Genomic DNA, 22,212 nt, shown 5'->3' on the forward strand with positions numbered 1-22,212 from the left:
AAAATAAAAGAGCTTTTTACCCTAACACAGTGAATATCTGAAACAACCCTCAATGTCATTTAAATGGGATATTAGTGGTTTACATCAAGGTTTTAATTAGTTATGGTAATTTGGCCCGTGACTCAAAATTGACGGCCATTATTCGCCATAATGGTTTGGTTTTTGGGGAAATAATACGGTGTGGCGCAGAGAAATATTTGGGCGCCGCGCCTGCCGTTCGGATAATAAAAAACCCGACCAGAGGCCGGGCAAAAGTCATCAGTATTTCATCAGTTTTAACGACAGGTGCCGATATCGAGGGGGATATCGTCGAGCGTCATGTTATCGCCTTAGTATGACAGCCAGATGGCAGCCTTAGGCCTTGCGATACAGCCTGCGCGGATGGCCGATATTGCCGTACAGCATCTCCACCCGCACGAACTGGGTGGCGACGCAATATTCCAGATAACGGCGAGCGGTGGTTTTGCTGATGCCGACCTGTTCGACCACGTCTTCCACCGCATGCGCCACCGCCGGCTGGGCGATAAACAGCGCCTGCACCAGCTCCAGCGTGTTGGTTTCTATGCCTTTGGCGCTCGGTTCGCTGGAGAACTGCTTCGACTGCAGGTTGTACAGCGCATCGACATTGTCCTGATCGATGATTTTGAAGGTGCGCTGGGTCTGCACGAACTGCATGAAGCGCTCGAGCGAGTTGCGCAGCCGTTTGTAAGACACCGGCTTGATGATGTAGTCGAAGGCGCCGTTGCGGATCGCCTGGCTGCAGGTATGCATGTCGCTGGCGGCGGTGATGAAAATCACCGAACAGGCGGGATTCTTTACCGCCGGTTCTTCCATCAGCTCAATGCCCTGGCCGTCCGGCAGAAAGTTGTCCAGCAGGATCAGCCGCGGCTGATGCTCGTTGGCTTTGGCCCGCGCTTCGGCCAGCGTGGCGGCGTAGGCCACCACCCGCAGGTTGAAATTTTTCTCGATGAACTCTGCGTGCAGCGTCGCCAGTTGCGGCTCATCTTCCACGATCAGAACGTCCAGTGTTTGGTGTGACATAATCGGGTGCTCAAAAAAATCGGGTTATGGGTTTTATTTAGGGATAAATATAGAGAATATCGCGCCGTGCGGCTCGTTGTCCGACACTTCTATGCTGCCGTGCGCCTGCGCCACGTGGCTGGCGACCAGATGCAGGCCGATGCCGTGGTCGCTTTTATCCGCTTTGGTGGTCACGCCCTGTTCAAACAGCGTATCACGAATCTCCTCGGCGATGCCGGTGCCGCGATCCGCCACCTCGATCACCAGCTCGTCGCTGCCGTCGCTGATATAGAGTTCGATCGCGTCGTGCGGAGCCGGGCAGTGCAGCGTCGCCTCCACCGCATTATCCAGCAGGTTGCCGACGATCGACATCAGTTCGGTCTCATTCAGCGCCGCCGGGATCTGCCGCAGCTGGCAGGCCGGATCGAAACGCAGTTCGATGCCTTTCTCTCTGGCGCTGGAGTATTTGCCCAGCAACAGCCCGCACAGCGCCGCCGAACTGAAGCGCTGCGAGATGAAATCGAGGATCTCCTGCGCCCCCTCCGACTGGGCTTCCACATAGCGGATGGCCTCGTCGTAGCGCTGCATATGCAGCAGCCCGGCCAGCGTGGCGGTCCAGTTCAGCTGCTCGTGGCGCATGATGCGCAGGTTGTCGGCATAGCGTTTCACCTGGCTGAGCTGGCTGCTCAGGGTATTGATATCGTTCTTGTCGCGGAAGCTGATCACCCAGCCTTGCAGCTCCTGCTCCTGCATGATGCGCACCCGGCTGGCGATCACCCGCACGTGGTTGAAGCGGCACACCTCGTCATGGGTGTCGTGCTCCAAGTGCGCGACGGCGAAAAAGTCCGGCTGGGCCTGGATCACGTCGCCGATCGGCCGGCCCAGCAGGCCGGTGGCGGGCTGATGCAGATCCAACAGCTCACGCGCCGCATGGTTGATGGTGATGATTCGCAGCTGCGGATCGATGGCGATCACGCCCTCATAGATGGCTTCCAGCAGCGCTTTTTGCTGGCGCACCAGCAGCGCGATCTCTTTCGGCTCCAGCCAGAACATTTGGCGTTTGAGATTTTTCGACAGCAGCCAGGAAAAAACGAACAGGGCGATCAGCAGCAGCACGATGGAACCGATAATTTGCGTTAATGTCCTGGCATTTAAATTATCGATATGCGATTTCAAATAGCCGACGGAAACGATGCCGATGACGTGATTATTTTCATCCAGAATCGGCGCCTTGCTGCGTAATGAAACGCCGATGCCGCCCTTGCGAATGGAAATAATGCTTTTTCCTTCCAATACTTCTTTATTATCACCGCCGATCATCGGCGTGCCCAGGCGGCCCTCATATTCTGAATGATAGAGATGACGGGCATGATTATCACCGATGACGATATAGCTGGCGTCGCTGCTGGCGCGGATTTTTTTCATCAACGCAGCGATCCTGGCGGCGTCGTTTTTTTCTACGGCATCCACCAACGAAGGGATAAGGGCGATTTCACGCGCCTGCACCTGGGCGCGGGCGCCGAGATCGCGGTGCAGCTGCGCATCCAGCTGGTAATAGGTGTAGGCGCCGATGCAGCTCAGCAGCAGGCAGGAGAAGGCCACCAGGCACAGAAACAGCTTGATTTGAAATGAGAGTTTAAGGCGCATGGCGGAGCTTCACCGTAAAGAGATCCTGAAGCCTTACCCTATCACGAGATACGGGGTGTGTAATATTGCGCCCGATCAACTTGTGATCCCTCACACGGGATTAGAGTGAACCGGACGAGAATTGTTCGTCTGCGATAAAGTTGATAAGCTTTAAAATAAAAACGGCATTAACACCATTAAAACCACGCTGATTTTTACATAATCTTAATTAACCCCATAGAAACCATAACCACCATTAAAAACCCTTTTTAATTTTGAACATAATCACAGCAGATAATCCGTGCGCTTCTCTATGATGGCTGAACAAACTAATAAGAGGCCAGATTATGAGCACAACAGATGATTCTTACCTCGTAGCCAAAGACAAGGCCGCTGATATTCCTCTGCGTGAGAAATGGTGGCGGATACTGGATAATTATAAAGTAGGGATTATTCCGTTACCGTTCTTTATTCTGGCCGGCGTGTTGATTCTGCTCGACTGCCTGGAAGGCAAATTGCCGAGCGATATCGTGGTGATGGTCGCCACCCTGGCGTTCTTCGGTTTCGCCTGCGGCGAATTCGGCAAGCGCCTGCCGCTGATCGGCAAAATGGGCGCGGCGGCGATCTGCGCCACCTTCATTCCTTCCGCGCTGGTGCACTATGGCTTGCTGCCGGACGTGGTGGTGGAGTCGACCACCAAGTTCTACAAATCGACCAACATTCTTTACCTCTACATCTGCTGCATCATCGTCGGCAGCATCATGAGCATGAACCGCCAGGTGCTGATCCAGGGCTTCCTGCGCATCTTCATCCCCATGCTGTGCGGCGAGATCGTCGGCATGCTGGTGGGGATGGGCGTCGGCATGGCGCTGGGCCTGGAACCGTTCCAGATCTTCTTCTTCCTGATCCTGCCGATCATGGCCGGCGGCGTAGGTGAAGGGGCGATCCCGCTGTCGATGGGCTATGCCGCGATCCTGCACATGGAGCAGGGCGTGGCGCTGGGGCGCATTCTGCCTATCGTGATGCTCGGCAGCCTGACCGCTATCGTCATCGCCGGCCTGCTCAACCAGCTGGGCAAGCGTTATCCGCACCTGACCGGCGAAGGCAGCCTGATGCCGAGCAAGCAGGGTGAAAGCGACATGAGCGCGGTGGAAAAAATCAGCGGCAAGGTGGACGTCAGCACCATCGCCTGCGGCGCGCTGTTGGCCATTCTGCTGTATATGGTGGGCATGCTGCTGCACCGTCTGATCGGCCTGCCGGCGCCGGTGGGCATGCTGTTCGCCGCCGTGGCGGTGAAGTTGGCGCACGGGGTGTCGCCGCGCATTCAGGAAGGCTCGCAGGTGGTGTACAAATTCTTCCGCACCGCCGTGACCTATCCCATCCTGTTCGCCGTCGGGGTAGCCATCACGCCGTGGCAGGAACTGGTGGACGCGTTCACCGTACAGAATCTGATCGTGATCGTCACCACCGTCAGCGCGCTGGTAGCGACCGGTTTCTTCGTCGGCAAGAAAATCGGCATGCATCCTATCGACGTGGCGATCGTCTCCTGCTGCCAGAGCGGGCAGGGCGGGACCGGCGACGTCGCGATCCTCACCGCCGGCAACCGCATGTCGTTGATGCCATTCGCCCAGATCGCAACCCGTATCGGCGGCGCTATCAACGTTTCGCTGTCGCTGCTGGTGTTGGCCAAGTTCTTCGTATAACTCCTATAAATCCTTAGCGTTACTTTGCCTTTCCCCGCCCCCGCGGGGATTTTTTTTGCCCGCGCGCCGGCCCGACGCGCGGGCGGGGAACTGCCGGTTACGCCGCTTGCTTCATGGCGGCGTCGTACCACGCGAAGTAGCGCTCTACGCCGCGACGGCCGGATTCGATCAGCGCGCGTTTCTTCTCCTCGCTGATGCCGAACTCCAGAGTGCCGACGTCGAGCGTGTCGACATACACGGTGCGCTTCCAGTCATCGCTGTCCAGATGCACCTTGGTTTGGATGTCCAGCATCACGTTGGCCACCGCCAGGGTGAAATCAAACAGGTTGTTGACCGGCGTGCGCGGGCCGGCCTGACCGGCGGCCTGAGCGATTTCACTGGCGGAGTCCAGGCGAATGCCCAGCGTACGGGTGTTGATGCGCTGGCTGGTGCTGTCGATGTAAGGCGGCGTGGCGGAGAAGTCATAGTCGAACAGCCGCACCGGGTAGTTGTCGATCATGCCGCCGTCGATGCACAGGTCGCCCAGGGCATTTTTCTTCGCCACGAAGGCGAACGGGAACGACATCGAAATGCGCAGGCCATCCGCCACTTTCATGCGCGGCGTGGTACGGTGAGAATAAACCTCTCGCTGGCCGCTGTTGAGGTTGGCGCCGATAAAGTAAATCGACTTGAACCCTTTCGCCGCCTTCATCGCTTCGAACTGTTCGAAGGTAATATCCGGGTTGCCGGTATATTGTTTGATAATATCGCGTGACCATTGATAGAAATAATCGCCGGGCGCGATGCCGTATTGATTGAACAGGCGATAGGCGTCCTGGAGCGTGCCGAAAAAACCGCCGTTATAATCGAGGAATTTTTTAAAATCCATCGCCGACAGAATCTTGGTCACGTCGGCCGAGCTGCAGCCCAGCCCGACCAGCAGCGCGGCGATGGCGCCCGCTGAGGCGCCGGAAGTTTGCTTGATCTGCGGCATGATGCCTTTGGCCTCCAGCAATTCCAGTGCGCCGCCATAGGCGATGCCTTTTACGCCGCCGCCTTCAAAGACCAGGTTTTCGAATTGATAGCTCATCATATTTCCTTACTCGTGGTTTAGGGAGTAAGAAAAATAACGAAGCGGCGCACGAGAAAATATGGATTGGGGTTGTGTGGCTTGGCAAACAAAATTATTCATAATGAATATATTATTTATATATTTATCAAAGGCATTTATTAAACAGGCGCATCGGACTTTTTGCGTCAATACTTAGCGCTGTTCAATTCTCACAAGGAGTCATCATGTTCTGGAAACGTTGTCTGTTGGGCGCGGCGCTGGCCGTTATGTCGTTACAGGCCGGCGCCGCCGCGCCGCAGGCCAAAACCCCGACGCCGGGATTTTACCGCATCATGCTGGGCAGCTTTGAAGTGACCGCGTTGTCCGACGGCATTATTCGCCTGCCGGCGGATAAGCTGTTACTGGGCCGTACGCCGCAGCAGATCGCCGCCGGGGTAGCCGAGCAGCATCAAAGCCTGCCGGTGGTCACGTCGGTCAATGCTTATCTGATCAATACCGGCGACAAGCTGGTGATGATCGACAGCGGCGCCGGCCAACTGCTGGGCGACGGCCTGGGCAAGCTGGTGGATAACCTGCGTGCGGCGGGCTACCAGCCGGAGCAGGTGGATGAGATCTACCTGACCCACATGCACCCGGACCACCTCGGCGGGCTGACGCACGACGGCAAGGCGGTATTCCCCAATGCGGTGGTGCGCGCCGCCAGCCAGGACGCGGACTTCTGGCTAAGCGCGGACAAACTGAAACAGGCTAGCGCGGGCAGTAAAAGCAACTTCGAAAGGGCTCAGGCAGTGATCAAGCCGTATCAGGCGGCCGGCCACTTTAAGCCGTTCAGCGGCGACGGTGAGCTTTCCCCGGGCATTGCCGCCTTTGCCGCCCACGGCCATACGCCGGGGCATAGCGTGTATCAGGTGACCAGCCAGGGCCAGAAGCTGTTGCTGCTGGGGGATCTGATCCACGTGGCGGCGGTGCAGATGCCGCATCCGAAGGTGGCTATCAGCTTTGATAATGACGCCAAGGCGGCGGTCGCTCAGCGGCTGCGGATATTTGGTGACAGCGCGCGGCAGAGCGAGCTGGTGGGGGGCGCACACCTGTCGTTCCCGGGGTTGGGGTATTTGAACCGCCAGGGCGACGGTTACACTTGGGTGCCATTGAACTACGGCGCGCTGTAATGGAGATGGCCGCCCAACGGGCGGCCATCGTAAGCGCCTTGGGGACATTGTTCGATAATTTGGGATGATGATGCCAGAGAATCGGGGCTTATTCGCCGTGATAAAGAGTGCATGATTAACGTTACCCTCGTCGTTTTCTTTAAGGATCTCCCGATGAATCAGAAAACTCCCTCCGTCGCCATCGTCACCGGCGCATCGCGCGGTATCGGCGCGGCCATCGCCGAGCGTCTGGCCGCCGATGGCTTCACCGTCATCATCAACTATTCGGGCAACCCGGCGCCGGCCGATGAGCTGGTGCGCAAGATTGAACAGGGCGGCGGCCGCGCCTTGAGCGTCAAAGCCGACGTCAGCGATGCATCTGCGGTCGCCCGCCTGTTCGACAGCGCCGAACAGGCGTTTGGCGGCGTCGACGTGCTGGTCAATAACGCCGGGGTGATCGCGTTGGCGCCGGTGGCGGACATGCGTGATGAAGACGTAGATCGCCTGCTCGACATCAACCTGAAAGGCAGCTTCAATGCGATGCGCGAGGCGGCGAAGCGCCTGCGCGACAACGGCCGCATCATCAACTTCTCCTCCAGCGTGGTAGGATTGCTGCAGCCGGGTTACGGCATGTATGCCGCCAGTAAGGCGGCGATCGAAGCGCTGACCAGCGTGCTGGCGAAAGAGCTGCGCGGCCGCAATATCACGGTGAACGCCGTCGCGCCGGGACCGACCGCCACCGGTTTGTTCCTCGACGGCAAAACCCCGGAGCTTATCGAGCGGCTGGCGAAGATGGCGCCGCTGGAGCGCCTGGGCACGCCGGACGATATCGCTGCGGCGGTGGCCTTCCTCGCGGGGGCCGACGGCGGTTGGGTCAACGGCCAAACCCTGCGCGCCAACGGCGGCATCATCTGATTGACGACGCGCCGCCGCAGGATCGGGTATCCTGTGGCGGAACTCATCACATCAAGGGCAGCGTATGGCGGGCGACAATCAGCAGTTTCATCCCGGCGTCAGGTCGCCCTGCGTCAGCCTGTGTCGGATCGACGACGAAACCCAGCAGTGCCGCGGATGCCGGCGCACGCGGGCGGAGATCGCCGCCTGGCCGACCGCCAGCGATGTGGAGAAACGCGCTATCTGGCGGCGGCTAGAGCTGCGTCAATCGGTGAAATAATCCTCTGCATTATTGCGCTGCCAGACTGCATGTAGCACAATTGAGCTACATGTGATTGACCGACGTTAGGAGCGATTATGTCGACGACGACCATTCGTATTCCAGATGAGCTTAAAGCCCGAGTCGCTGCCGTCGCCGAGCAGGTTGGCGTAACGTCTCACAGCTTTATTTTGCAGGCAATAGCGGAGAAAACGCAGCAGGAAGAGTTGCGCCGCGACTTTGAGAATGAAGCGGAAAAACGCTATGCCAAGATAATTGCGACGGGAGAGACGGTCTCTTGGAAAGAGATGCGCGGTTATTTGGAAAATTACGCAGCGGGTGATACTGCCGCTGTCAAACCTCCGGTTAAAAAATTGGGGCGCTGATGGCAAATGTCGAGTTGGCGCCAGAGGTCAGGGATGATATCGAATGTATTCTCGCTCATTTGGCTCAGTATGGCGCTGCGGATTCAGGGCGGCGCATTCAGGAAATCATCCAGGCAATTGCGGTATTGGAACATAATCCATTGATCGGACGGTCCCTTGGCGCAGGGCTGCGTGAATTGATTATTGGGCAGCAAGCTCGCGGTTATTTGGCGCTCTACAAATACATTCCTGATATCGATACGGCGTTTGTTCTGGCGATCCGCAGTCAGAAAGAACAAGGGTATTGAATGCACGATACCGGCCTGAAAGACCGGCATCGCTGTCATGTCCTCAGAAGTCCCAGTCCTCATCCTCGGTGTTGACCGCCTTGCCGATGACGTAGGACGACCCTGAACCGGAGAAGAAGTCGTGGTTTTCGTCGGCGTTCGGCGACAGCGCCGACAGGATCGCCGGGTTGACCTCCGCCATCGCCGGTGGGAACAGCGCTTCATATCCCAGGTTCATCAGCGCTTTGTTGGCGTTGTAGTGCAGGAAGGTCTTCACGTCTTCCGTCCAGCCGACGCCGTCGTACAGTTCCTCGGTGTAGCGCACCTCGTTGTCGTACAGATCCTGCATCAGGTCGAAGGCGAAATTTTTCACCTGTTGGCGCCGTGCGGCGTCCACTTTCTCCAGCCCTTTCTGGAACTTATAGCCGATATAGTAGCCGTGCACCGCCTCGTCGCGAATGATCAGGCGGATCAGATCGGCGGTGTTGGTCAGCTTGGCGCGGCTGGACCAGTACATCGGCAGGTAAAAGCCCGAATAGAACAGGAACGACTCGAGGAATACGCTGGCGACTTTTTTCAGCAGCGGATCGTCGCTGCGGTAGTGCGCCAGAATGATGCCGGCTTTCTTCTGCAGCGCGCGGTTTTCCTCGCTCCAGCGATAGGCGTCATCCACGTCCGGCGTTTGGCACAGGGTAGAGAAGATTGAGCTGTAAGAGCGGGCGTGCACCGCCTCCATAAAGCTGATGTTGGAGTACACCGCCTCTTCGTGCGGCGTCAGCGCATCGGCGATCAGGGCCGGCGCGCCGACGGTGTTCTGGATGGTGTCCAGCAGCGTCAGCCCGGTAAACACCCGAATGGTCAGCTGCTGCTCCTTCGGCGTCAGCGTGGCCCAGGACGGGATATCGTTGGACAGCGGCACCTTCTCCGGCAGCCAGAAGTTGGAGGTCAGGCGGTTCCACACCTCCAGATCCTTGTCGTCTTCGATGATGTTCCAGTTGATGGCGCGCACCAGCGGCGCCGATGTTACGGTCGTCATAAGTTGCCTCACAGCGCGCAGGACACGCAGCCCTGCACCTCGGTGCCTTCCAGCGCCATCTGGCGCAGGCGGATGTAGTAAATGGTCTTGATGCCTTTGCGCCAGGCGTAGATCTGCGCGCGGTTGATGTCGCGGGTGGTGGCGGTATCGCGGAAGAACAACGTCAGCGACAGCCCCTGATCGACGTGCTGCGTCGCGGCGGCATAGGTATCGATGATTTTTTCCGGGCCAATCTCGTAGGCATCCTGGTAATACGCCAGGTTGTCGTTGGTCATGTACGGCGCCGGATAGTAAACGCGGCCGATCTTGCCTTCCTTGCGGATCTCGATGCGCGAGACGATCGGATGGATGCTGGAGGTGGCGTTGTTGATGTACGAGATGGAGCCGGTCGGCGGCACCGCCTGCAGATTCTGATTGTACAGCCCGTGCATCATCACCGACTGGCGCAGCGCGCGCCACTCGTCGCGGCCCGGAATAGCGATGCCGGCGGCGGCGAACAGCTCGCGCACCCGCTCGGTTTGCGGCAGCCAGTCGCGTTCGGTGTACTTGTCGAAGTACTCGCCGCTGGCATAGCGCGAGTGCTCAAAGCCGTCGAACGTGCCGCCGCGTTCGATCGCCAGCCGGTTCGAGGCGCGGATGGCGTGATAGGCCACGGTATAGAAATAGAGATTGGTGAAGTCGATGCCTTCTTCCGAGCCGTAGAAGATGCGCTCGCGCGCCAGGTAACCGTGCAGGTTCATCTGGCCCAGACCGATGGCGCGGGCGCTGCGGTTGCCTTCGGCGATCGACGGCACCGAGCGGATATCGCTCATGTCGGCCACCGCGGTCAGCGCGCGGATCGCGGTCTCGATCGCCTTGCCGAAGTCCGGCGCGTCCATGGTTTTGGCGATGTTCAGCGAGCCGAGGTTGCAGGAGATATCCTTGCCGATGCGATCGTAGCTCAGATCCTCGTGATAGGTGCTGGCGCGGTTGACCTGCAGGATCTCCGAACACAGGTTGCTCATGTTGATGCGCCCGGCGATCGGATTCTCCCGGTTGACCGTGTCCTCGAACATGACGTAGGGGTAGCCGGATTCGAACTGGATCTCCGCCAGCACCTGGAAGAACTCACGCGCGTTGATGCGCGACTTGCGGATGCGCTTGTCGTCCACCATCTCGCGGTATTTTTCACTGACGCTGATTTCAGACAGCGGCGTGCCATACACCCGTTCGACGTCGTAGGGCGAGAACAGGTACATTTCTTCGTTGTTCTTCGCCAGCTCGAAGGTGATGTCCGGGATCACTACCCCCAGCGACAGCGTTTTGATGCGGATCTTCTCGTCGGCGTTTTCCCGCTTGGTGTCGAGAAAACGCAGGATATCCGGGTGGTGGGCGTTGAGATACACCGCGCCGGCCCCCTGGCGCGCGCCGAGCTGGTTGGCGTAGGAGAAGGCGTCTTCGAGCATTTTCATGATCGGAATGACGCCGGAGGACTGGTTCTCGATGCGCTTGATCGGCGCGCCCACCTCACGAATATTGCTCAGCATGAAGGCCACGCCGCCGCCGCGTTTCGACAGCTGCAGCGCGGAGTTCACCGCCCGGCCGATCGATTCCATATTGTCTTCGATGCGCAGCAGGAAGCAGGAGACCAGCTCACCGCGCTGGCGTTTGCCGCAGTTGAGGAAGGTCGGCGTGGCCGGCTGGAAGCGGCCCGAAATCATCTCTTCCACCAGATCCTGCGCCAGTGCGGTGTCGCCCGCCGCCAGCGTCAGCGCCACCATGCACACCCGATCTTCGTAACGCTCCAGATAGCGCTTGCCGTCGAAGGTTTTGAGTGTATAGCTGGTGTAGTACTTGAAGGCGCCGAGGAAAGTCTCGAAGCGGAATTTTTTGGCGTAGGCCTGCTGGAACAGCTGCTTGATAAACGGGAATTCGTACTGCGCCAGCACCTGCGGCTCGTAGTAGCCTTCTTCCACCAGATAGCGCAGCTTTTCCTCCAGGTTATGGAAGAACACGGTGTTTTGGTTGACGTGCTGCAGGAAGTAGTGCCGCGCCGCCAGCCGATCTTTATCGAACTGGATCCGGCCTTCCGCATCGTAAAGATTGAGCATCGCGTTGAGCGAATGGTAATCCAGCGCGCCCGTCTCGGGCCTGGTCAGTTCTGTCGTTGCCAAAATGCGGTTACTCCCTGTCTAACGTTTTCAACGTCTTGCGTAGTGCCGAGCAGCTCGAAGCGGTACAAGAAAGGCACCTGGCATTTTTTGGCGATGATGTCGCCGGCGATGCCGTATGCTGCGCCGAAGTTGGTGTTCCCGGCGGCGATGACGCCGCGCAGGTATGAACGGTTTTGCGGAACGTTGAGAAAGCGGATCACCTGGATCGGCACCGCGCCGACGGCGCTGCCGCCGCCATAGCTGGGCACGATCAAGATATAGGGCTGTTCCATCAGCAATTTGCTGCGGGCGCCGGCGATCGGAATGCGGATCGCCGGCAGGCCCAGTTTCTCAACGAATCGGTGGGTGTTCTCCGAGCTGCTGGAGAAATAGACCAGCGGATTCATCGTCGGGCCTCAGCAGGTGAGCGCCAGCGCGCCGATTTTGTCCGGCCGGAAACCGGCCCAGTGATCGTCACCGGCGATAATCACCGGAACTTGCTGATAACCTAAGGATTTAACGTGGTCCAGCGCCTGCGGATCTTGAGTGAGGTCGATCACCTGATAATCAATCCCCTGTTTATCAAATGCGCGATAGGTGGCGTTGCACTGGACACAGTCCGGCTTACTGTAAATAATAATGCTCATGATTCGCATTTACCTTTAAGCTGAGGGAAAGGCGGACAAGTCAGAGAACGGAGCATTGTTCCTGGCGTTTCTGACGGCGTTATCAGCCGAACAACATTCCCTGCGGCTGATAGATAAAATACTATATGTTGATATTTGTTTTATCAACCACGCTATATATGGTGTTTTGTCGGGTTTTGCGCGCAGGCCGCGCCGGGGCTGGAAAAGGCGAGGGGAAAAATTTTTGCGGGTGTGAAATTCCCCCTCAGAGTCAAGAGGGGGAGGCGAGCGCATTACTGACGCATGCTGACGGCCAGCCGGTTGAAGGCGTTCATGATGCTGATGGCGAAAGTAAGATCGGCGATCTCGGTATCGCTGAAGTGCGCTTTCAGCGCCTCGAAAGCGCTGTCTGGCGCGCCGGTGGCGGCGATCAGCGTAACCGACTCGGCCCATTCCAGCGCGGCGCGTTCGCGCTCGCTGAATTCATGGCTGACGCGCCAGCCCGCCAGCGTATCCAGCTTGGCATGGCTGAAGCCGCTTTCGCGCAGCGCTTTGCCGTGCATGTCCAGGCAGTAGGCGCAGCCGTTGATCTGCGAAACGCGCATAAACATCAACTCGATGGTCGCCTTGTCCAGGGCACCTTTCTCCAGCGCCATCAGCGCGCTCACCATATTTTTGTACGGGGCGGGCGCCAGCTCGGCATAGTTCAAACGTTGCTTAATCATGGTCAACCTCAATCGGTAGTAACGAAATCATGTCGCTACTTTAGCGGCCTTATGGTCTATGCTATAGAGCCATAAAATGATTATTTAACCGGGCCATGATGCCAACTTTCCTGACCTCGCTGCGGCTGGACAGCCGGCTTGCCGAGCCGCTGTACCGGCAGATTTACCAGCGGATTAAAGACGCCATTACCCAGGGCAGCCTGACGGCGGGCAGCCGGCTGCCTTCGGTGCGCGGGTTGGCGAGCGATCTGGGTGTGGCGCGCGCCACGGTGGAAAGTGCCTACGCGCAACTTATCGCCGAAGGTTTCTTGCAGAGTCGCGGGCAGGCGGGCACCTATGTCTCGCCGCAGCTGCCGCACATGCCGCCGGGCGCGGTATCCTCTGCGCCACCGCTGGCGGCGATGGCGCCCGATCCGCTGCAACCGCAGGGCATGCTGCAGTCTTTCCAGCTGGGGGTGCCCGCGCTGGATGCGTTTCCACGGGCGCTGTGGCAGCGCATTGTCGCCCGTCAGCTGCGCGGTTCCACAGTGGCTTCCCTGGCGCTGCCGCCGGTCAGCGGCCTGCCTGAACTGCGTGAGGCGATCGCCCATTATCTGCATTTGTCGCGTGGCATCAGCTGCCGGCCGGAGCAAATTTTCCTCTGTGCCGGTTATCCGGCGTTGTTGGATTGGGTGACGGAGACGCTGTTACATGCCGGCGACGCGGTATGGATCGAAGATCCCGGCTATCCGGTCACGCGTCCGCTGCTGCAGGCCGCCGGCGTCAGGCCGGTCGCCGTGCCGGTGGATGAACAGGGCATGGATGTGGCCGCGGGTATGCTGACGGCGCCTGAGGCGCGGCTGGCGGTGGTGACGCCAACCCATCAAAGCCCGCTCGGCGTCTCGCTCAGCCTGGCGCGGCGGATGGCGCTGCTCGACTGGGCGCAGCAGCGCAGGGCCTGGATCCTCGAGGATGACTACGACAGCGAGTTTCGCTATCACGGGCGGCCATTGCCGCCGCTGAAAAGCCTCGATGTTCAGGGACGGGTGTTGTACGCCGGCACCTTCAGCAAAACGCTGTTCCCGGCGCTGCGCATGGCTTATTTAGTGGTGCCCGTCGGCCTGACGGAGGCCTTTGCGCGCAGCAGCCGGCTGCGTGGCTGCGGTTGCCCGCCGCTGCTGCAGGCCGGCGTGGCGGATTTTATCCGGCAAGGGCATTTCTACCGCCACCTGAAACGCATGCGGCCGTTGTACCGCCAGCGGCGCGAGTGGCTGACGCAGGCGTTGGAACGGCAACTGGGGGCGTGGCTGACAGTGGTGCCGCAGCAAGGCGGCATTCAGCTGTTGGCGCGGCTGCGCGACGGCTTGGCGGATGCGCCACTAGCGGCGCAAGCCTGGCAGCAGGGGTTGGCGGTGCAGGCGTTGTCGGACTGGCGAATCGACCATCCGGCGGGGCAGGGGTTACTGCTGGGGTTCGCCAATTTCAGCCGGCGAGAGGAGGCGGAGCGGGCGGTACAGGGGCTGGCACAGCTGTTTAAACACGCAAATTAAACGGCCCGCGATTTCCGCGGGCCAGACGCACATCTGTTTTATCTTTATGACTGCAGGGGTGTTAACGCCGGGCTAGCAGCACGCCGAGCACGATGCCGACGGCGGCACCGATCCCTACGCCCTGCCAAGGTTTGTCACGCACATAGCTGTCGGCTTGATCGACCGCGTCGCGCGCATGTTGTGTCAGACTGGTGGAGCCGTTGAATCGCGCTCGCGCGTCGCGCAGCACGCCTTTTGCCTTGCTGTGCAGCTCTTTCAGTTCCTCTTTGGTCTTGTCACCGGACTCGCGCAACACTTCATCCAGTGTATCGGCCAACAGAGTCACATCCTGATCGATATCGCGTTCTGTTCTTTCCGCTTTCTTAAACATTCAGCTCTCCATTTCGACACATGTCTTTTAAGTGTAGACCATGCCGAGATTTGTGTGGCCGATCACGGAAAAAAACCGCCGTCACGCAGGTGTTTGCCGGCACCTGGGCTTTGTACATTTGGTTACTCGGCGAAACCAATCACTCACGGAAACGGCCGTTTGATTCCACTAGTATCTGTTTCAACGGCTCCACCGGAGCTTACCGAAACAACACTCTGAGGATTTAAAGATGAAAAAAGTATTAGCGCTGATCGTTGCTGCCACTATGGGTCTGTCTTCTGTTGCTTTCGCTGCTGATACTGCAGCTACTGCTCCGGCTACCACCACCGCGCCAGCTGCGACCACCACTACCGCTGCGCCAGCGGCTGCTGCTGAAAAAGCGCCAGCTAAAGCAACGCACCACAAGAAAGCCAAGCACCACAAAAAAGCGCCAGCCCAGAAAGCTCAGGCCGCTAAAAAGCACCACAAAAAAGCGCCAGCTCAGAAAGCCCAGGCTGCTAAAAAACACCACAAAAAAGCGCCAGTGCAGAAAGCTCAGGCCGCTAAAAAACACCACAAAAAAGCCGGTAAAAAAGCTTAATTAAGTGATGTTTGCGGAACCGACAAGGTTCCGCACTCTACAGCCCGTATTCCAGACACCCGGTCTTTCCGGGTGTCTTCTTTTGAGGCTACTCACGATGATCCATCGCTATCTGTTTGAAGTCATTTTCAGCGCGGTAACCCTGTGCGGGGTGATCGTCGGTTGGGAACTGTTTCTGGCCGGCAGCTTCCTGTAATTATTGCGCCGCGGCGGTTTCGTGCAAATGCCGCCAGCCGAGCGCGTCGGGCAGGCGTTCAAACACCACCGTGGAGTAGCGCAGCGTGGCGCTTTGCCCCGGCAGGCTCTGTTTTTCCCGGTAGCTGACTACCGCGCCAGTCGGCCATTCGGCCACCAGCTTCATCTCTTCTATCTCGATTTCCAGTCCCGGTTTGGCGGCGCGATGCGCGCGGAAAAAAGCGCACAGCGCGGTGAAATCCAGCGGGGCGCCGTTCAGCGCGATCATGCTGAAATCCGGCGTAAAGCGCGCCAGCAGCGCTTGCTCCTCTCCGGCGCCTTTGCCCAGCCAGCGTTCAATGGCGATGTGGGCGTCGATCACTTCGGTAAAATACGGGTTCATAAAGCATCCTGTTGAGCATTGAGTTGGCGCACGATGGCGCGGTTGGCGAGGCGCAGACACAGCAACAGCGGGATAAGTGCGCTGGCGCCCGCCAGAATGAAGCAGGTTCGGTAAGCCGCCGCGGGCGGCAACACGGTCAGCAGCAGATTCAGCAGCAGGCTGAGCAGCGCCACGCCGAGGCAAAAACTGAGCTGGCGGTTGATATTCCACAGTGCGCTGGCGTCCGCCAATTGGCCGTCGGGGATCTGCAGAAACGCGCTGCTCTGCGCGGTGCTGCTGCACAGACTGCCGCCGAACCCCATCAGGGCGAAGGCGGCGATCTGCAACGCGTGCTGCCCGGCCTGATCGATCTGGGCCAACGTCAGCATGCCGGCGCCTTGCAACAGGCAGCCGGCGATCAGCAGCGGCCGCGGGCCGAGGCGATTAAAGCTTTTGCCGGTCAACGTGATGGCCAGGAACGACGCCAGCGCCCAGGGCAGCATCAGGCCGCCGACCTGCGCGGCGGGCATCCCCAGCTGGTTTTGCAAATACAGCATCGCCACCAGGCTGACGCCGATGAACAGGCCGGGAATGCACAAATAAACCGCCATGGCGTTGCGCAGCAGCGGATCGCCGACCAGCCGCAGGTTCAGCAGCGGCTGCGGGGTGCGCAGGCTATGGCGTAGATAATAGGCCAGCACCAGCAGCCCGGCGGCCAGCAGCGCCGCGCCGGAAACCTGATGACCGGCTTCGCTCAGCCGGGTCAGGCCGAGCAGCAGCAGCGTCAGCGCCGCGCAGGCGCTCAGTAATCCTGTCGCGTCGAGCGGTTTGCACGCCGCCGTCGGCGTTTCCGCACGTAGCCACAGCGCCGCCAGCGCCAGGGCCAGGGCCGCCAGCGGCAGGTTGGCGAAAAACACCCAGCGCCAGTCCAGGCTATCGACGAGCCAGCCGCCCAGCGCCGGTGACAGCGCCGGCGCCAGCAGCCCCACCAACATGATGGCGGCCGACAGCCCGGCGCGTTCATGGCTGCGGTACAGCTGATAGGTCAGCGTCTGGCCGATGGGGATCAGCAAACCGCCGCCCATGCCTTGCAGGGTGCGCCAGCCGATCAGCGCGCCGATGCTGTCGGCGTTGCCCGCGCCGAGGGTGGCCAGCATGAACAGCGCCAGCGAGAGCAGAAACACCCGCCGCCCGCCGATGCGCTGCGCCAGCCAGGCGCTGAGCGGGATCACCAGCGTCAGGCCGAGAATATAGCCGTTGCTGACCCACGCCAGCTGGCTGACCGACGCCGCCATCGCCTGGCCGATGGCGGGGTAGGCGACGTTGGCGATAAACATATTGATCAGATCGACGAAAAAGCCGAGCAGATAGACGATTGCCACTTTGCTGCGATAAGACATGGTGCCTCCGGTTGAAGGCGAGCAGTGTATCGGGGGGAAAAGTGCGGATAAATCGGCGGCGGGCGATTACACTGTCAAAATGATTTTGACAATAAGGGCGGCGAAATGCTGAATTTGCAGCGTCTGGCGATCTTCGCGGCGGTGGTGGAAGCGGGCAGCTTTACCGCGGCGGCGGCGGCGCTGGGGCAAACCAAGGCGGTGGTGAGCTTTAACGTCAAGCAGCTGGAGAATGAGCTGGGGGTGTCACTGCTGGCGCGCAGCACCCGCCGATTGTCGCTGACCGATGCCGGCGAACGCTTCTACCAGCGCAGCCTGCAGCTGTTGCAGGAGGCCGAGAACGTGCTCGACGACGTGCGACGCGATCATCACGGGCTGAGCGGCGTGCTGCGTATCACCAGCACGCCTGAGTATGGCGCGCAGGTCGTGGTGCCGGCGCTGGCGGCGTTTTCGCGGCAGCATCCGCGCCTGCGCATCCAGCATGTGTCTTCCTCTTATCATGCCGATCTGATCTCTGAGCGCTTCGACGTGGCGATCCGCCTGGGCCAGCTGGCGGATTCCAGCCACCGCGCGGCGCTGATCGACAGCTTCGCCATCTTTCCGGTGGCGGCGCCGAATTATCTGGCCGAGCGGCCGATTCATTCGCTGACGGATCTGGCGCAGGCGCAGTGGATCGCCCACAGCCGGCTCAGTTCGCCCCTCAGCTGGCAGGTGGTCACGCCGCAGCGCGACGCGGTGCTGTTCAAGGTCGCGGATGCGGCGACGCTCACCGGCGACAGCGCCGCCGCATTGCTGGCGTTCGCCCTGCATGGCGCCGGGGTAGCGCTGCTGCCGGCGTGGCTGGCGCAGCCCGACATCGACGCCGGCAGGCTGCAACGGTTGCTGCCGGATCACCGTTTCCCCGAGCAGAGCATCTATGCGCTCTATCCGAACACGCGCCACGTGCCGGAGAAGGTGCGGGCGTTTATCGATTTTCTGCGTGCGCGGGTGGCGGCAAACCGTTAGCGAGATAATAATTCGTTATCACTCTCTCATTTATCATCAAATCTCGTCGGGGTATGCTGGCAATCTCTGTCTACCCCGTCCGATGCGAGCCGCCTTCGATGACCGCAGAAAATAACCTCCAACTGAACCGACGCATTCTGTCCGTGGTGATGTTCACCTTCGTCTGCTACCTGACCATCGGCCTGCCGCTGGCGGTGTTGCCGGGATTTGTGCATGACCACCTGGGCTACAACTCGGTGTTGGCGGGCCTTATCATCAGCGCGCAATACTTCGCCACGCTGTTCAGCCGCCCGCACGCCGGGCGTTACGCCGATCAGCTGGGGCCGAAGAAGGTGGTGCTGTTCGGCCTGGCCTGCTGCGGCGCCAGCGGCCTGTTTTACGCGCTCGCGTTCGGCGTTGACGGTTGGCCATGGCTCAGCCTGCTGCTGCTGTGCGTGGGGCGGGTGTTTCTCGGCGTCGGCGAAAGCTTCGCCAGCACCGGTTCCACGCTGTGGGGCATCGGCCGGGTTGGGGCGATGCACACCGCGCGGGTGATCTCCTGGAACGGCGTCGCCACCTACGGCGCGATGGCGGCCGGCGCGCCGCTCGGCGTGTATCTGAATCAGCAGTGGGGCTTGGCCGGGGTGGCGGCGCTGATCGTGCTGGCGGTCGCAGTGGCGCTGCTGTTGGCGAGCGGCAAGCCGGACGTCTCGATCGCCGCCGGGCAACGCATCGCCTTTCGCGCGGTGTTCGGCCGCATTTGGGCCTATGGTCTCGGGCTGGCGATGGGCACCGTCGGCTTCGGCGTGATCGCCACGTTCATCACCCTTTACTACGCCGACAAAGGCTGGAGCGGCGCGGCGTTTTCGCTGACGCTGTTCAGCTGCGCCTTCGTCGGCATTCGCCTGATCTTCAGCAATGTCATCAACCGCCATGGCGGGTTGAAGGTGACGCTGGCGTCGTTTCTGGTTGAGATCGTCGGGCTGCTGTTGATTTGGCAGGCCGGCGAACCCTGGATGGTGCAAACCGGCGCATTGCTGGCCGGCGCCGGTTTTTCGCTGGTGTTCCCGGCGCTGGGCGTTGAGGCGGTGAAACAGGTGCCGCCGCAGAATCAGGGCACGGCGCTCGGTACCTATTCGGCGTTCCTCGACCTGGCGTTGGGCATCACCGGCCCGCTGGCCGGGCTGCTGATCGGGCAGGCGGGCGTGCCGTCGATTTATCTGGCGGCGGCGCTGCTGGTGGCGCTCGGGGTGTTGCTCACTCTGCGCCTGCTGCAGCGCAGCCGGGTCTGATTCAGGAATAGTCCGAAACCCGGATTCCTCCCCAGAAAATCATTGTTTCGGTGAATGATTACGGTAAGGTCGCTCAGCGGTCCAGAATGAGAGGAGGAATCGATGTATTTACGGCCGGATGAAGTGGCTAAAGTGTTGGAGAATACCGGCTTTGAGCGTGATTATGTCACCGATCAGGCCTATGGTTACCGCAAGGGTGCACACTACGTGTATGTGAATCGCGAAGCGCGGATGGGCAGAACCGCGTTGGTGATCCACCCGGCGTTGAAAGAGAAAAGCGTGCATTTCGCCACGCCGACCTCGCCGGTGCGCACCAGCGAGCAATATCTGGAATTTCCCCTGGATTTAAGCAGCGACGCGCCGAATCAGCGTTACGGCATCGCACACGGCTTCAGCTCGCGCGAAGCGCTGTCGCGTTACCTCTACAGCATGTTCCTGTAAACGGTCCCCCGCCAGGGGGACGCTATCAGCCGTGGGCCAACGCTTCGCGGTTGAAACGCTCGTTGTAGGCGCGGCGGAACTGCGCCAGTTCAAACGCATCGATATCCAACTCGGCGAAGTAAAACAGCGCCGCTTCGGTGTGCTCGGCGTGCAGCTCCGGCGACAGCCCGGCGCGCAGCAGCACGTCGCGCCAATGGCCAATCTGCTCGTCGTCCGCCTGTTTGATGAACGTCAGGTAGATGAACAGCAGGTAAGCGGCCTGGTGCATCTCTTCGGTATAGCCGTTGTTCAGCATGCGGATAAAGGTCTGGCTTTGGCGGCCGCCCATTTCCTGGATCATCGATTCGATCAGCATCGGTTTGACCCTTAGCAGATGGGCCAGCGAATCGATGGCTTTACGGGTGTCGGACGTCAAAATGCGGTAACCGATGATGAATACGACGATCAGGGCGGCGAGGATGATCCAGGTCATTTAGGCTTTATTACACTCTCAGTACGCCAGAAGAGGGGCGGGAGGCGCTGTGCGACAGCGCCCGCTATCAATGCTGTTCGCCGCTGAAATTACCGACCGCGCTCTGTTGGCGCAGGTGGTGATTGAAGGTGGCCGCGTCTTTGGCCAGCGCGTCCAGATGGGCGCCGAGCATTTTGATCTGCTTGACCAGCGCATGCTGCTCCGGCACCGAACTGGCGGTGCTCAGTTTGCGCGCCAGTTGTTCATTCTGCGCCCGCAGCGCGGCTTCGCGCTGTTTGGCTTCTTCCAGCAGTTGCTGCAGCGCCTGGTAGCTCCGCTGCCATTCGCGGTGTTGCCGTTCGAAGCTGCTCTGCAACTCATTCATCGCATTTTGAAACTGGATTTCCAGCTCGCGCATTGTCATGGGCTCGATCCTTTGCGGCACTCAATGATGGCTTAGCAGTATAGCGAAAACTGCTCGCAAGCTCACCCGTTGACGACAATTGAGACAAATGCCGCTGACAATTCCCGGCTTGCAACCGCGCCAAGGCGTCTTACAATCGTCCCCATCCCCGGCCGTAAAGGCTGCCGTTCAAGAGAGGTGGAACATGAGCGAGCAGGAAAAAGACTTTTTTGAACAGGCGATGGCGGACGTGGTGCCGCTGGCGAGCGGACGGCAGACGCTGTACCTCAAGCCGCAGGAGGCGATGGACAAAAGCGCGCGGCGCGAAGCGCAGCGGCTGATGCAGGAAAACTTCCTCAGCACCGATTTTCTCGAGGTGATCCCCTGCGAACAGCCGCTGGAGTTTAAAGGGGAAGGCATTCAGCAGGGCGTGCTGGACAAGCTGCGCAATGGGCGTTACCCGCCGCAGGCGTCGCTGAATTTGCTGCGTCAGCCGGTTGAAGCCAGCCGGCAGGCGCTGTTCCGTTTCATTATGCAGGCGGAGGCGCAAAACCTGCGTTCGCTGCTTATCGTGCACGGCCGCGGGCGGCAGAACGAAAGCCATCCGAATATCGTGCGCAGTTACGTCGCCAAATGGCTGGCGCAGTTTGAACAGGTGCAGGCGTTTTGCCGCGCCTTACCGCGCGACGGCGGCGAGGGCGCCTGCTATGTCACGCTGCGTAAATCGGCGCAGGCCAGGGCGGAAAACTTTGAGCGCCACGCCAAGCGCAGCCGGTGAAAGGATAGCCGAAATAAAATGGCCGGCGCATATCGCCGGCCATCGATGAATTATTTATTAAATATTTTATAGTCCAGCGAATAACGGCCGGCGCCAGTCACCGCCAGCAGCAGCAAACCGCCAATGATGCTGATGTTTTTAAAGAAGTTGATTTCGTTGCCCATCATTTCCATGCCGGTCATTTTCCAGAACGGATGGCCGATAAACGCGGTGCCCAACACATACAGGGCAAAAATGACCGCGATAGGGCGAGTAAACAGGCCGAGAATAAGCGCGATGCCGAAAATAAACTCCACCACCACGGCGACAATCGCCGCCAAATAAGGCATCGGCGTGCCATAGCCTTCCATCGCCGTGACGGTCGCACCGAAGTTGACCAGTTTCATCCAGCCGAAAATGATAAACAGAACCATCAGTAGAATGCGGGACAGCAGAATTACGCCGTCTTTTGAGCTATCACCCATTTCGAACTCCTTAGCCACTGTCGGAATTATCTTGTCTTGCTGAATAAAGATTAGAACAATTTACGGTTTTTTCTAGCTGCGACGGGCGGTTGCGC

General features: G+C 59.6%; 27 protein-coding genes. 13 read left to right on the forward strand and 14 right to left on the reverse strand.

Going from position 1 to position 22,212, the window contains the following annotated elements:
• Positions 1–74 precede the first annotated feature (74 nt).
• On the forward strand, positions 75–338 hold the full coding sequence (locus ACJ8J1_RS00095) for a hypothetical protein (RefSeq protein WP_145957278.1): 264 nt from the start codon (positions 75–77) through the stop codon (positions 336–338).
• A 16-nt stretch (positions 339–354) separates the two neighbouring features.
• On the opposite strand, the gene ACJ8J1_RS00100 is transcribed toward ACJ8J1_RS00095, so the two are convergent.
• Together ACJ8J1_RS00100 and ACJ8J1_RS00105 are read right to left on the reverse strand one after the other, a co-directional pair.
• Positions 355–1,041, reverse strand: coding sequence for a response regulator (locus ACJ8J1_RS00100; RefSeq protein WP_033644157.1), 687 nt, complete (start codon positions 1,039–1,041; stop codon positions 355–357).
• 33 nt (positions 1,042–1,074) lie between these two features.
• A complete protein-coding gene (locus ACJ8J1_RS00105; protein ID WP_033644156.1) occupies positions 1,075–2,667 on the reverse strand; it encodes an ATP-binding protein in 1,593 nt (530 codons plus the stop codon).
• 326 nt (positions 2,668–2,993) lie between these two features.
• Here ACJ8J1_RS00105 and ACJ8J1_RS00110 point away from each other — a divergent pair, with 326 nt between their 5' ends.
• Positions 2,994–4,349 (forward strand): 2-hydroxycarboxylate transporter family protein, encoded by a 1,356-nt coding sequence (locus ACJ8J1_RS00110; protein ID WP_033644155.1) that lies wholly within the window; start codon positions 2,994–2,996, stop codon positions 4,347–4,349.
• Between the two features lie 97 nt (positions 4,350–4,446).
• Here the strand turns inward: ACJ8J1_RS00110 and ACJ8J1_RS00115 are convergent, their stop codons facing one another.
• Positions 4,447–5,418: a patatin-like phospholipase family protein gene (locus ACJ8J1_RS00115; protein WP_033644154.1), complete on the reverse strand. Its 972-nt coding sequence runs from the start codon at positions 5,416–5,418 to the stop codon at positions 4,447–4,449.
• A 206-nt stretch (positions 5,419–5,624) separates the two neighbouring features.
• On the opposite strand from ACJ8J1_RS00115, the gene ACJ8J1_RS00120 reads away from it, so the two are divergent.
• From ACJ8J1_RS00120 to ACJ8J1_RS00140, 5 genes are all read left to right on the forward strand, one after another.
• Positions 5,625–6,569: an MBL fold metallo-hydrolase gene (locus ACJ8J1_RS00120; RefSeq protein ID WP_033644153.1), complete on the forward strand. Its 945-nt coding sequence runs from the start codon at positions 5,625–5,627 to the stop codon at positions 6,567–6,569.
• 153 nt (positions 6,570–6,722) lie between these two features.
• The gene (locus ACJ8J1_RS00125; protein ID WP_033644152.1) at positions 6,723–7,463 is read left to right on the forward strand and encodes an SDR family oxidoreductase; all 741 of its coding nucleotides are present in this window, start codon (positions 6,723–6,725) and stop codon (positions 7,461–7,463) included.
• A gap of 64 nt (positions 7,464–7,527) precedes the next feature.
• Positions 7,528–7,722 (forward strand): DUF1289 domain-containing protein, encoded by a 195-nt coding sequence (locus ACJ8J1_RS00130; protein ID WP_033644151.1) that lies wholly within the window; start codon positions 7,528–7,530, stop codon positions 7,720–7,722.
• Between the two features lie 77 nt (positions 7,723–7,799).
• Positions 7,800–8,087: a CopG family ribbon-helix-helix protein gene (locus ACJ8J1_RS00135; protein WP_033639547.1), complete on the forward strand. Its 288-nt coding sequence runs from the start codon at positions 7,800–7,802 to the stop codon at positions 8,085–8,087.
• Entirely contained in the window at positions 8,087–8,374 is a 288-nt protein-coding gene (locus ACJ8J1_RS00140; RefSeq protein WP_033644150.1) for a type II toxin-antitoxin system RelE/ParE family toxin, read from the forward strand. Before ACJ8J1_RS00135 ends, ACJ8J1_RS00140 begins: the two co-directional genes overlap by 1 nt.
• Before the next feature lie 43 nt (positions 8,375–8,417).
• On the opposite strand, the gene nrdF is transcribed toward ACJ8J1_RS00140, so the two are convergent.
• The 5 genes from nrdF to ACJ8J1_RS00165 all read right to left on the reverse strand — a co-directional run bounded on the left by nrdF (position 8,418) and on the right by ACJ8J1_RS00165 (position 12,872).
• On the reverse strand, positions 8,418–9,389 hold the full coding sequence (nrdF, locus tag ACJ8J1_RS00145; protein WP_033639549.1) for a class 1b ribonucleoside-diphosphate reductase subunit beta: 972 nt from the start codon (positions 9,387–9,389) through the stop codon (positions 8,418–8,420).
• Between the two features lie 8 nt (positions 9,390–9,397).
• Positions 9,398–11,542: a class 1b ribonucleoside-diphosphate reductase subunit alpha gene (nrdE, locus tag ACJ8J1_RS00150; RefSeq protein WP_071991659.1), complete on the reverse strand. Its 2,145-nt coding sequence runs from the start codon at positions 11,540–11,542 to the stop codon at positions 9,398–9,400.
• Positions 11,524–11,928 carry a class Ib ribonucleoside-diphosphate reductase assembly flavoprotein NrdI gene (gene nrdI / locus ACJ8J1_RS00155; protein WP_004928930.1) on the reverse strand — a complete coding sequence of 135 codons (405 nt, stop codon included), beginning with the start codon at positions 11,926–11,928 and terminating at the stop codon, positions 11,524–11,526. The genes nrdE and nrdI overlap by 19 nt, the downstream gene beginning before the upstream one ends.
• A gap of 9 nt (positions 11,929–11,937) precedes the next feature.
• Positions 11,938–12,168, reverse strand: a complete 231-nt coding sequence (locus tag ACJ8J1_RS00160; RefSeq protein ID WP_033644148.1) for a redoxin NrdH — start codon at positions 12,166–12,168, stop codon at positions 11,938–11,940.
• Between the two features lie 272 nt (positions 12,169–12,440).
• Positions 12,441–12,872, reverse strand: a complete 432-nt coding sequence (locus ACJ8J1_RS00165) for a carboxymuconolactone decarboxylase family protein (RefSeq protein WP_015378864.1) — start codon at positions 12,870–12,872, stop codon at positions 12,441–12,443.
• A gap of 95 nt (positions 12,873–12,967) precedes the next feature.
• Between ACJ8J1_RS00165 and pdxR the strand changes: the two genes are divergently transcribed.
• Positions 12,968–14,401: a MocR-like pyridoxine biosynthesis transcription factor PdxR gene (pdxR, locus tag ACJ8J1_RS00170; protein ID WP_033644147.1), complete on the forward strand. Its 1,434-nt coding sequence runs from the start codon at positions 12,968–12,970 to the stop codon at positions 14,399–14,401.
• Positions 14,402–14,462: 61 nt separating this feature from the next.
• Here the strand turns inward: pdxR and ACJ8J1_RS00175 are convergent, their stop codons facing one another.
• Complete coding sequence (locus tag ACJ8J1_RS00175; RefSeq protein ID WP_004928950.1) at positions 14,463–14,771, reverse strand: DUF883 family protein; 309 nt, start codon at positions 14,769–14,771, stop codon at positions 14,463–14,465.
• 229 nt (positions 14,772–15,000) lie between these two features.
• Here ACJ8J1_RS00175 and asr point away from each other — a divergent pair, with 229 nt between their 5' ends.
• A complete protein-coding gene (asr, locus tag ACJ8J1_RS00180) occupies positions 15,001–15,351 on the forward strand; it encodes an acid resistance repetitive basic protein Asr (RefSeq protein WP_004928953.1) in 351 nt (116 codons plus the stop codon).
• A 196-nt stretch (positions 15,352–15,547) separates the two neighbouring features.
• Here asr and ACJ8J1_RS00185 read toward each other — a convergent pair whose 3' ends face one another.
• Entirely contained in the window at positions 15,548–15,928 is a 381-nt protein-coding gene (locus tag ACJ8J1_RS00185; protein WP_004928958.1) for a DUF4440 domain-containing protein, read from the reverse strand.
• Positions 15,925–17,307 carry an MFS transporter gene (locus tag ACJ8J1_RS00190; RefSeq protein ID WP_033644146.1) on the reverse strand — a complete coding sequence of 461 codons (1,383 nt, stop codon included), beginning with the start codon at positions 17,305–17,307 and terminating at the stop codon, positions 15,925–15,927. The genes ACJ8J1_RS00185 and ACJ8J1_RS00190 overlap by 4 nt, the downstream gene beginning before the upstream one ends.
• A gap of 105 nt (positions 17,308–17,412) precedes the next feature.
• On the opposite strand from ACJ8J1_RS00190, the gene ACJ8J1_RS00195 reads away from it, so the two are divergent.
• The 3 genes from ACJ8J1_RS00195 to ACJ8J1_RS00205 all read left to right on the forward strand — a co-directional run bounded on the left by ACJ8J1_RS00195 (position 17,413) and on the right by ACJ8J1_RS00205 (position 20,021).
• A complete protein-coding gene (locus tag ACJ8J1_RS00195; protein ID WP_033644145.1) occupies positions 17,413–18,309 on the forward strand; it encodes a LysR family transcriptional regulator in 897 nt (298 codons plus the stop codon).
• Positions 18,310–18,407: 98 nt separating this feature from the next.
• Positions 18,408–19,580, forward strand: coding sequence for an MFS transporter (locus tag ACJ8J1_RS00200; protein ID WP_033644144.1), 1,173 nt, complete (start codon positions 18,408–18,410; stop codon positions 19,578–19,580).
• Positions 19,581–19,682: 102 nt separating this feature from the next.
• Positions 19,683–20,021, forward strand: coding sequence for a DUF2002 family protein (locus tag ACJ8J1_RS00205; protein ID WP_033644143.1), 339 nt, complete (start codon positions 19,683–19,685; stop codon positions 20,019–20,021).
• Positions 20,022–20,046: 25 nt separating this feature from the next.
• Here the strand turns inward: ACJ8J1_RS00205 and ACJ8J1_RS00210 are convergent, their stop codons facing one another.
• Positions 20,047–20,493, reverse strand: coding sequence for a DUF1198 family protein (locus ACJ8J1_RS00210; RefSeq protein WP_033644142.1), 447 nt, complete (start codon positions 20,491–20,493; stop codon positions 20,047–20,049).
• 67 nt (positions 20,494–20,560) lie between these two features.
• Positions 20,561–20,896 (reverse strand): MbeD/MobD family mobilization/exclusion protein, encoded by a 336-nt coding sequence (locus tag ACJ8J1_RS00215; protein ID WP_033644141.1) that lies wholly within the window; start codon positions 20,894–20,896, stop codon positions 20,561–20,563.
• Between the two features lie 184 nt (positions 20,897–21,080).
• Here ACJ8J1_RS00215 and smrA point away from each other — a divergent pair, with 184 nt between their 5' ends.
• A complete protein-coding gene (smrA, locus tag ACJ8J1_RS00220; RefSeq protein ID WP_033644140.1) occupies positions 21,081–21,653 on the forward strand; it encodes a DNA endonuclease SmrA in 573 nt (190 codons plus the stop codon).
• A gap of 50 nt (positions 21,654–21,703) precedes the next feature.
• Here smrA and ACJ8J1_RS00225 read toward each other — a convergent pair whose 3' ends face one another.
• Complete coding sequence (locus ACJ8J1_RS00225) at positions 21,704–22,117, reverse strand: DoxX family protein (protein WP_016929826.1); 414 nt, start codon at positions 22,115–22,117, stop codon at positions 21,704–21,706.
• Positions 22,118–22,212: the final 95 nt, after the last annotated feature.

It is taken from the genome of Serratia sp. CY37869, assembly GCF_052168895.1.
Classification (GTDB): domain Bacteria; phylum Pseudomonadota; class Gammaproteobacteria; order Enterobacterales; family Enterobacteriaceae; genus Serratia; species Serratia ureilytica.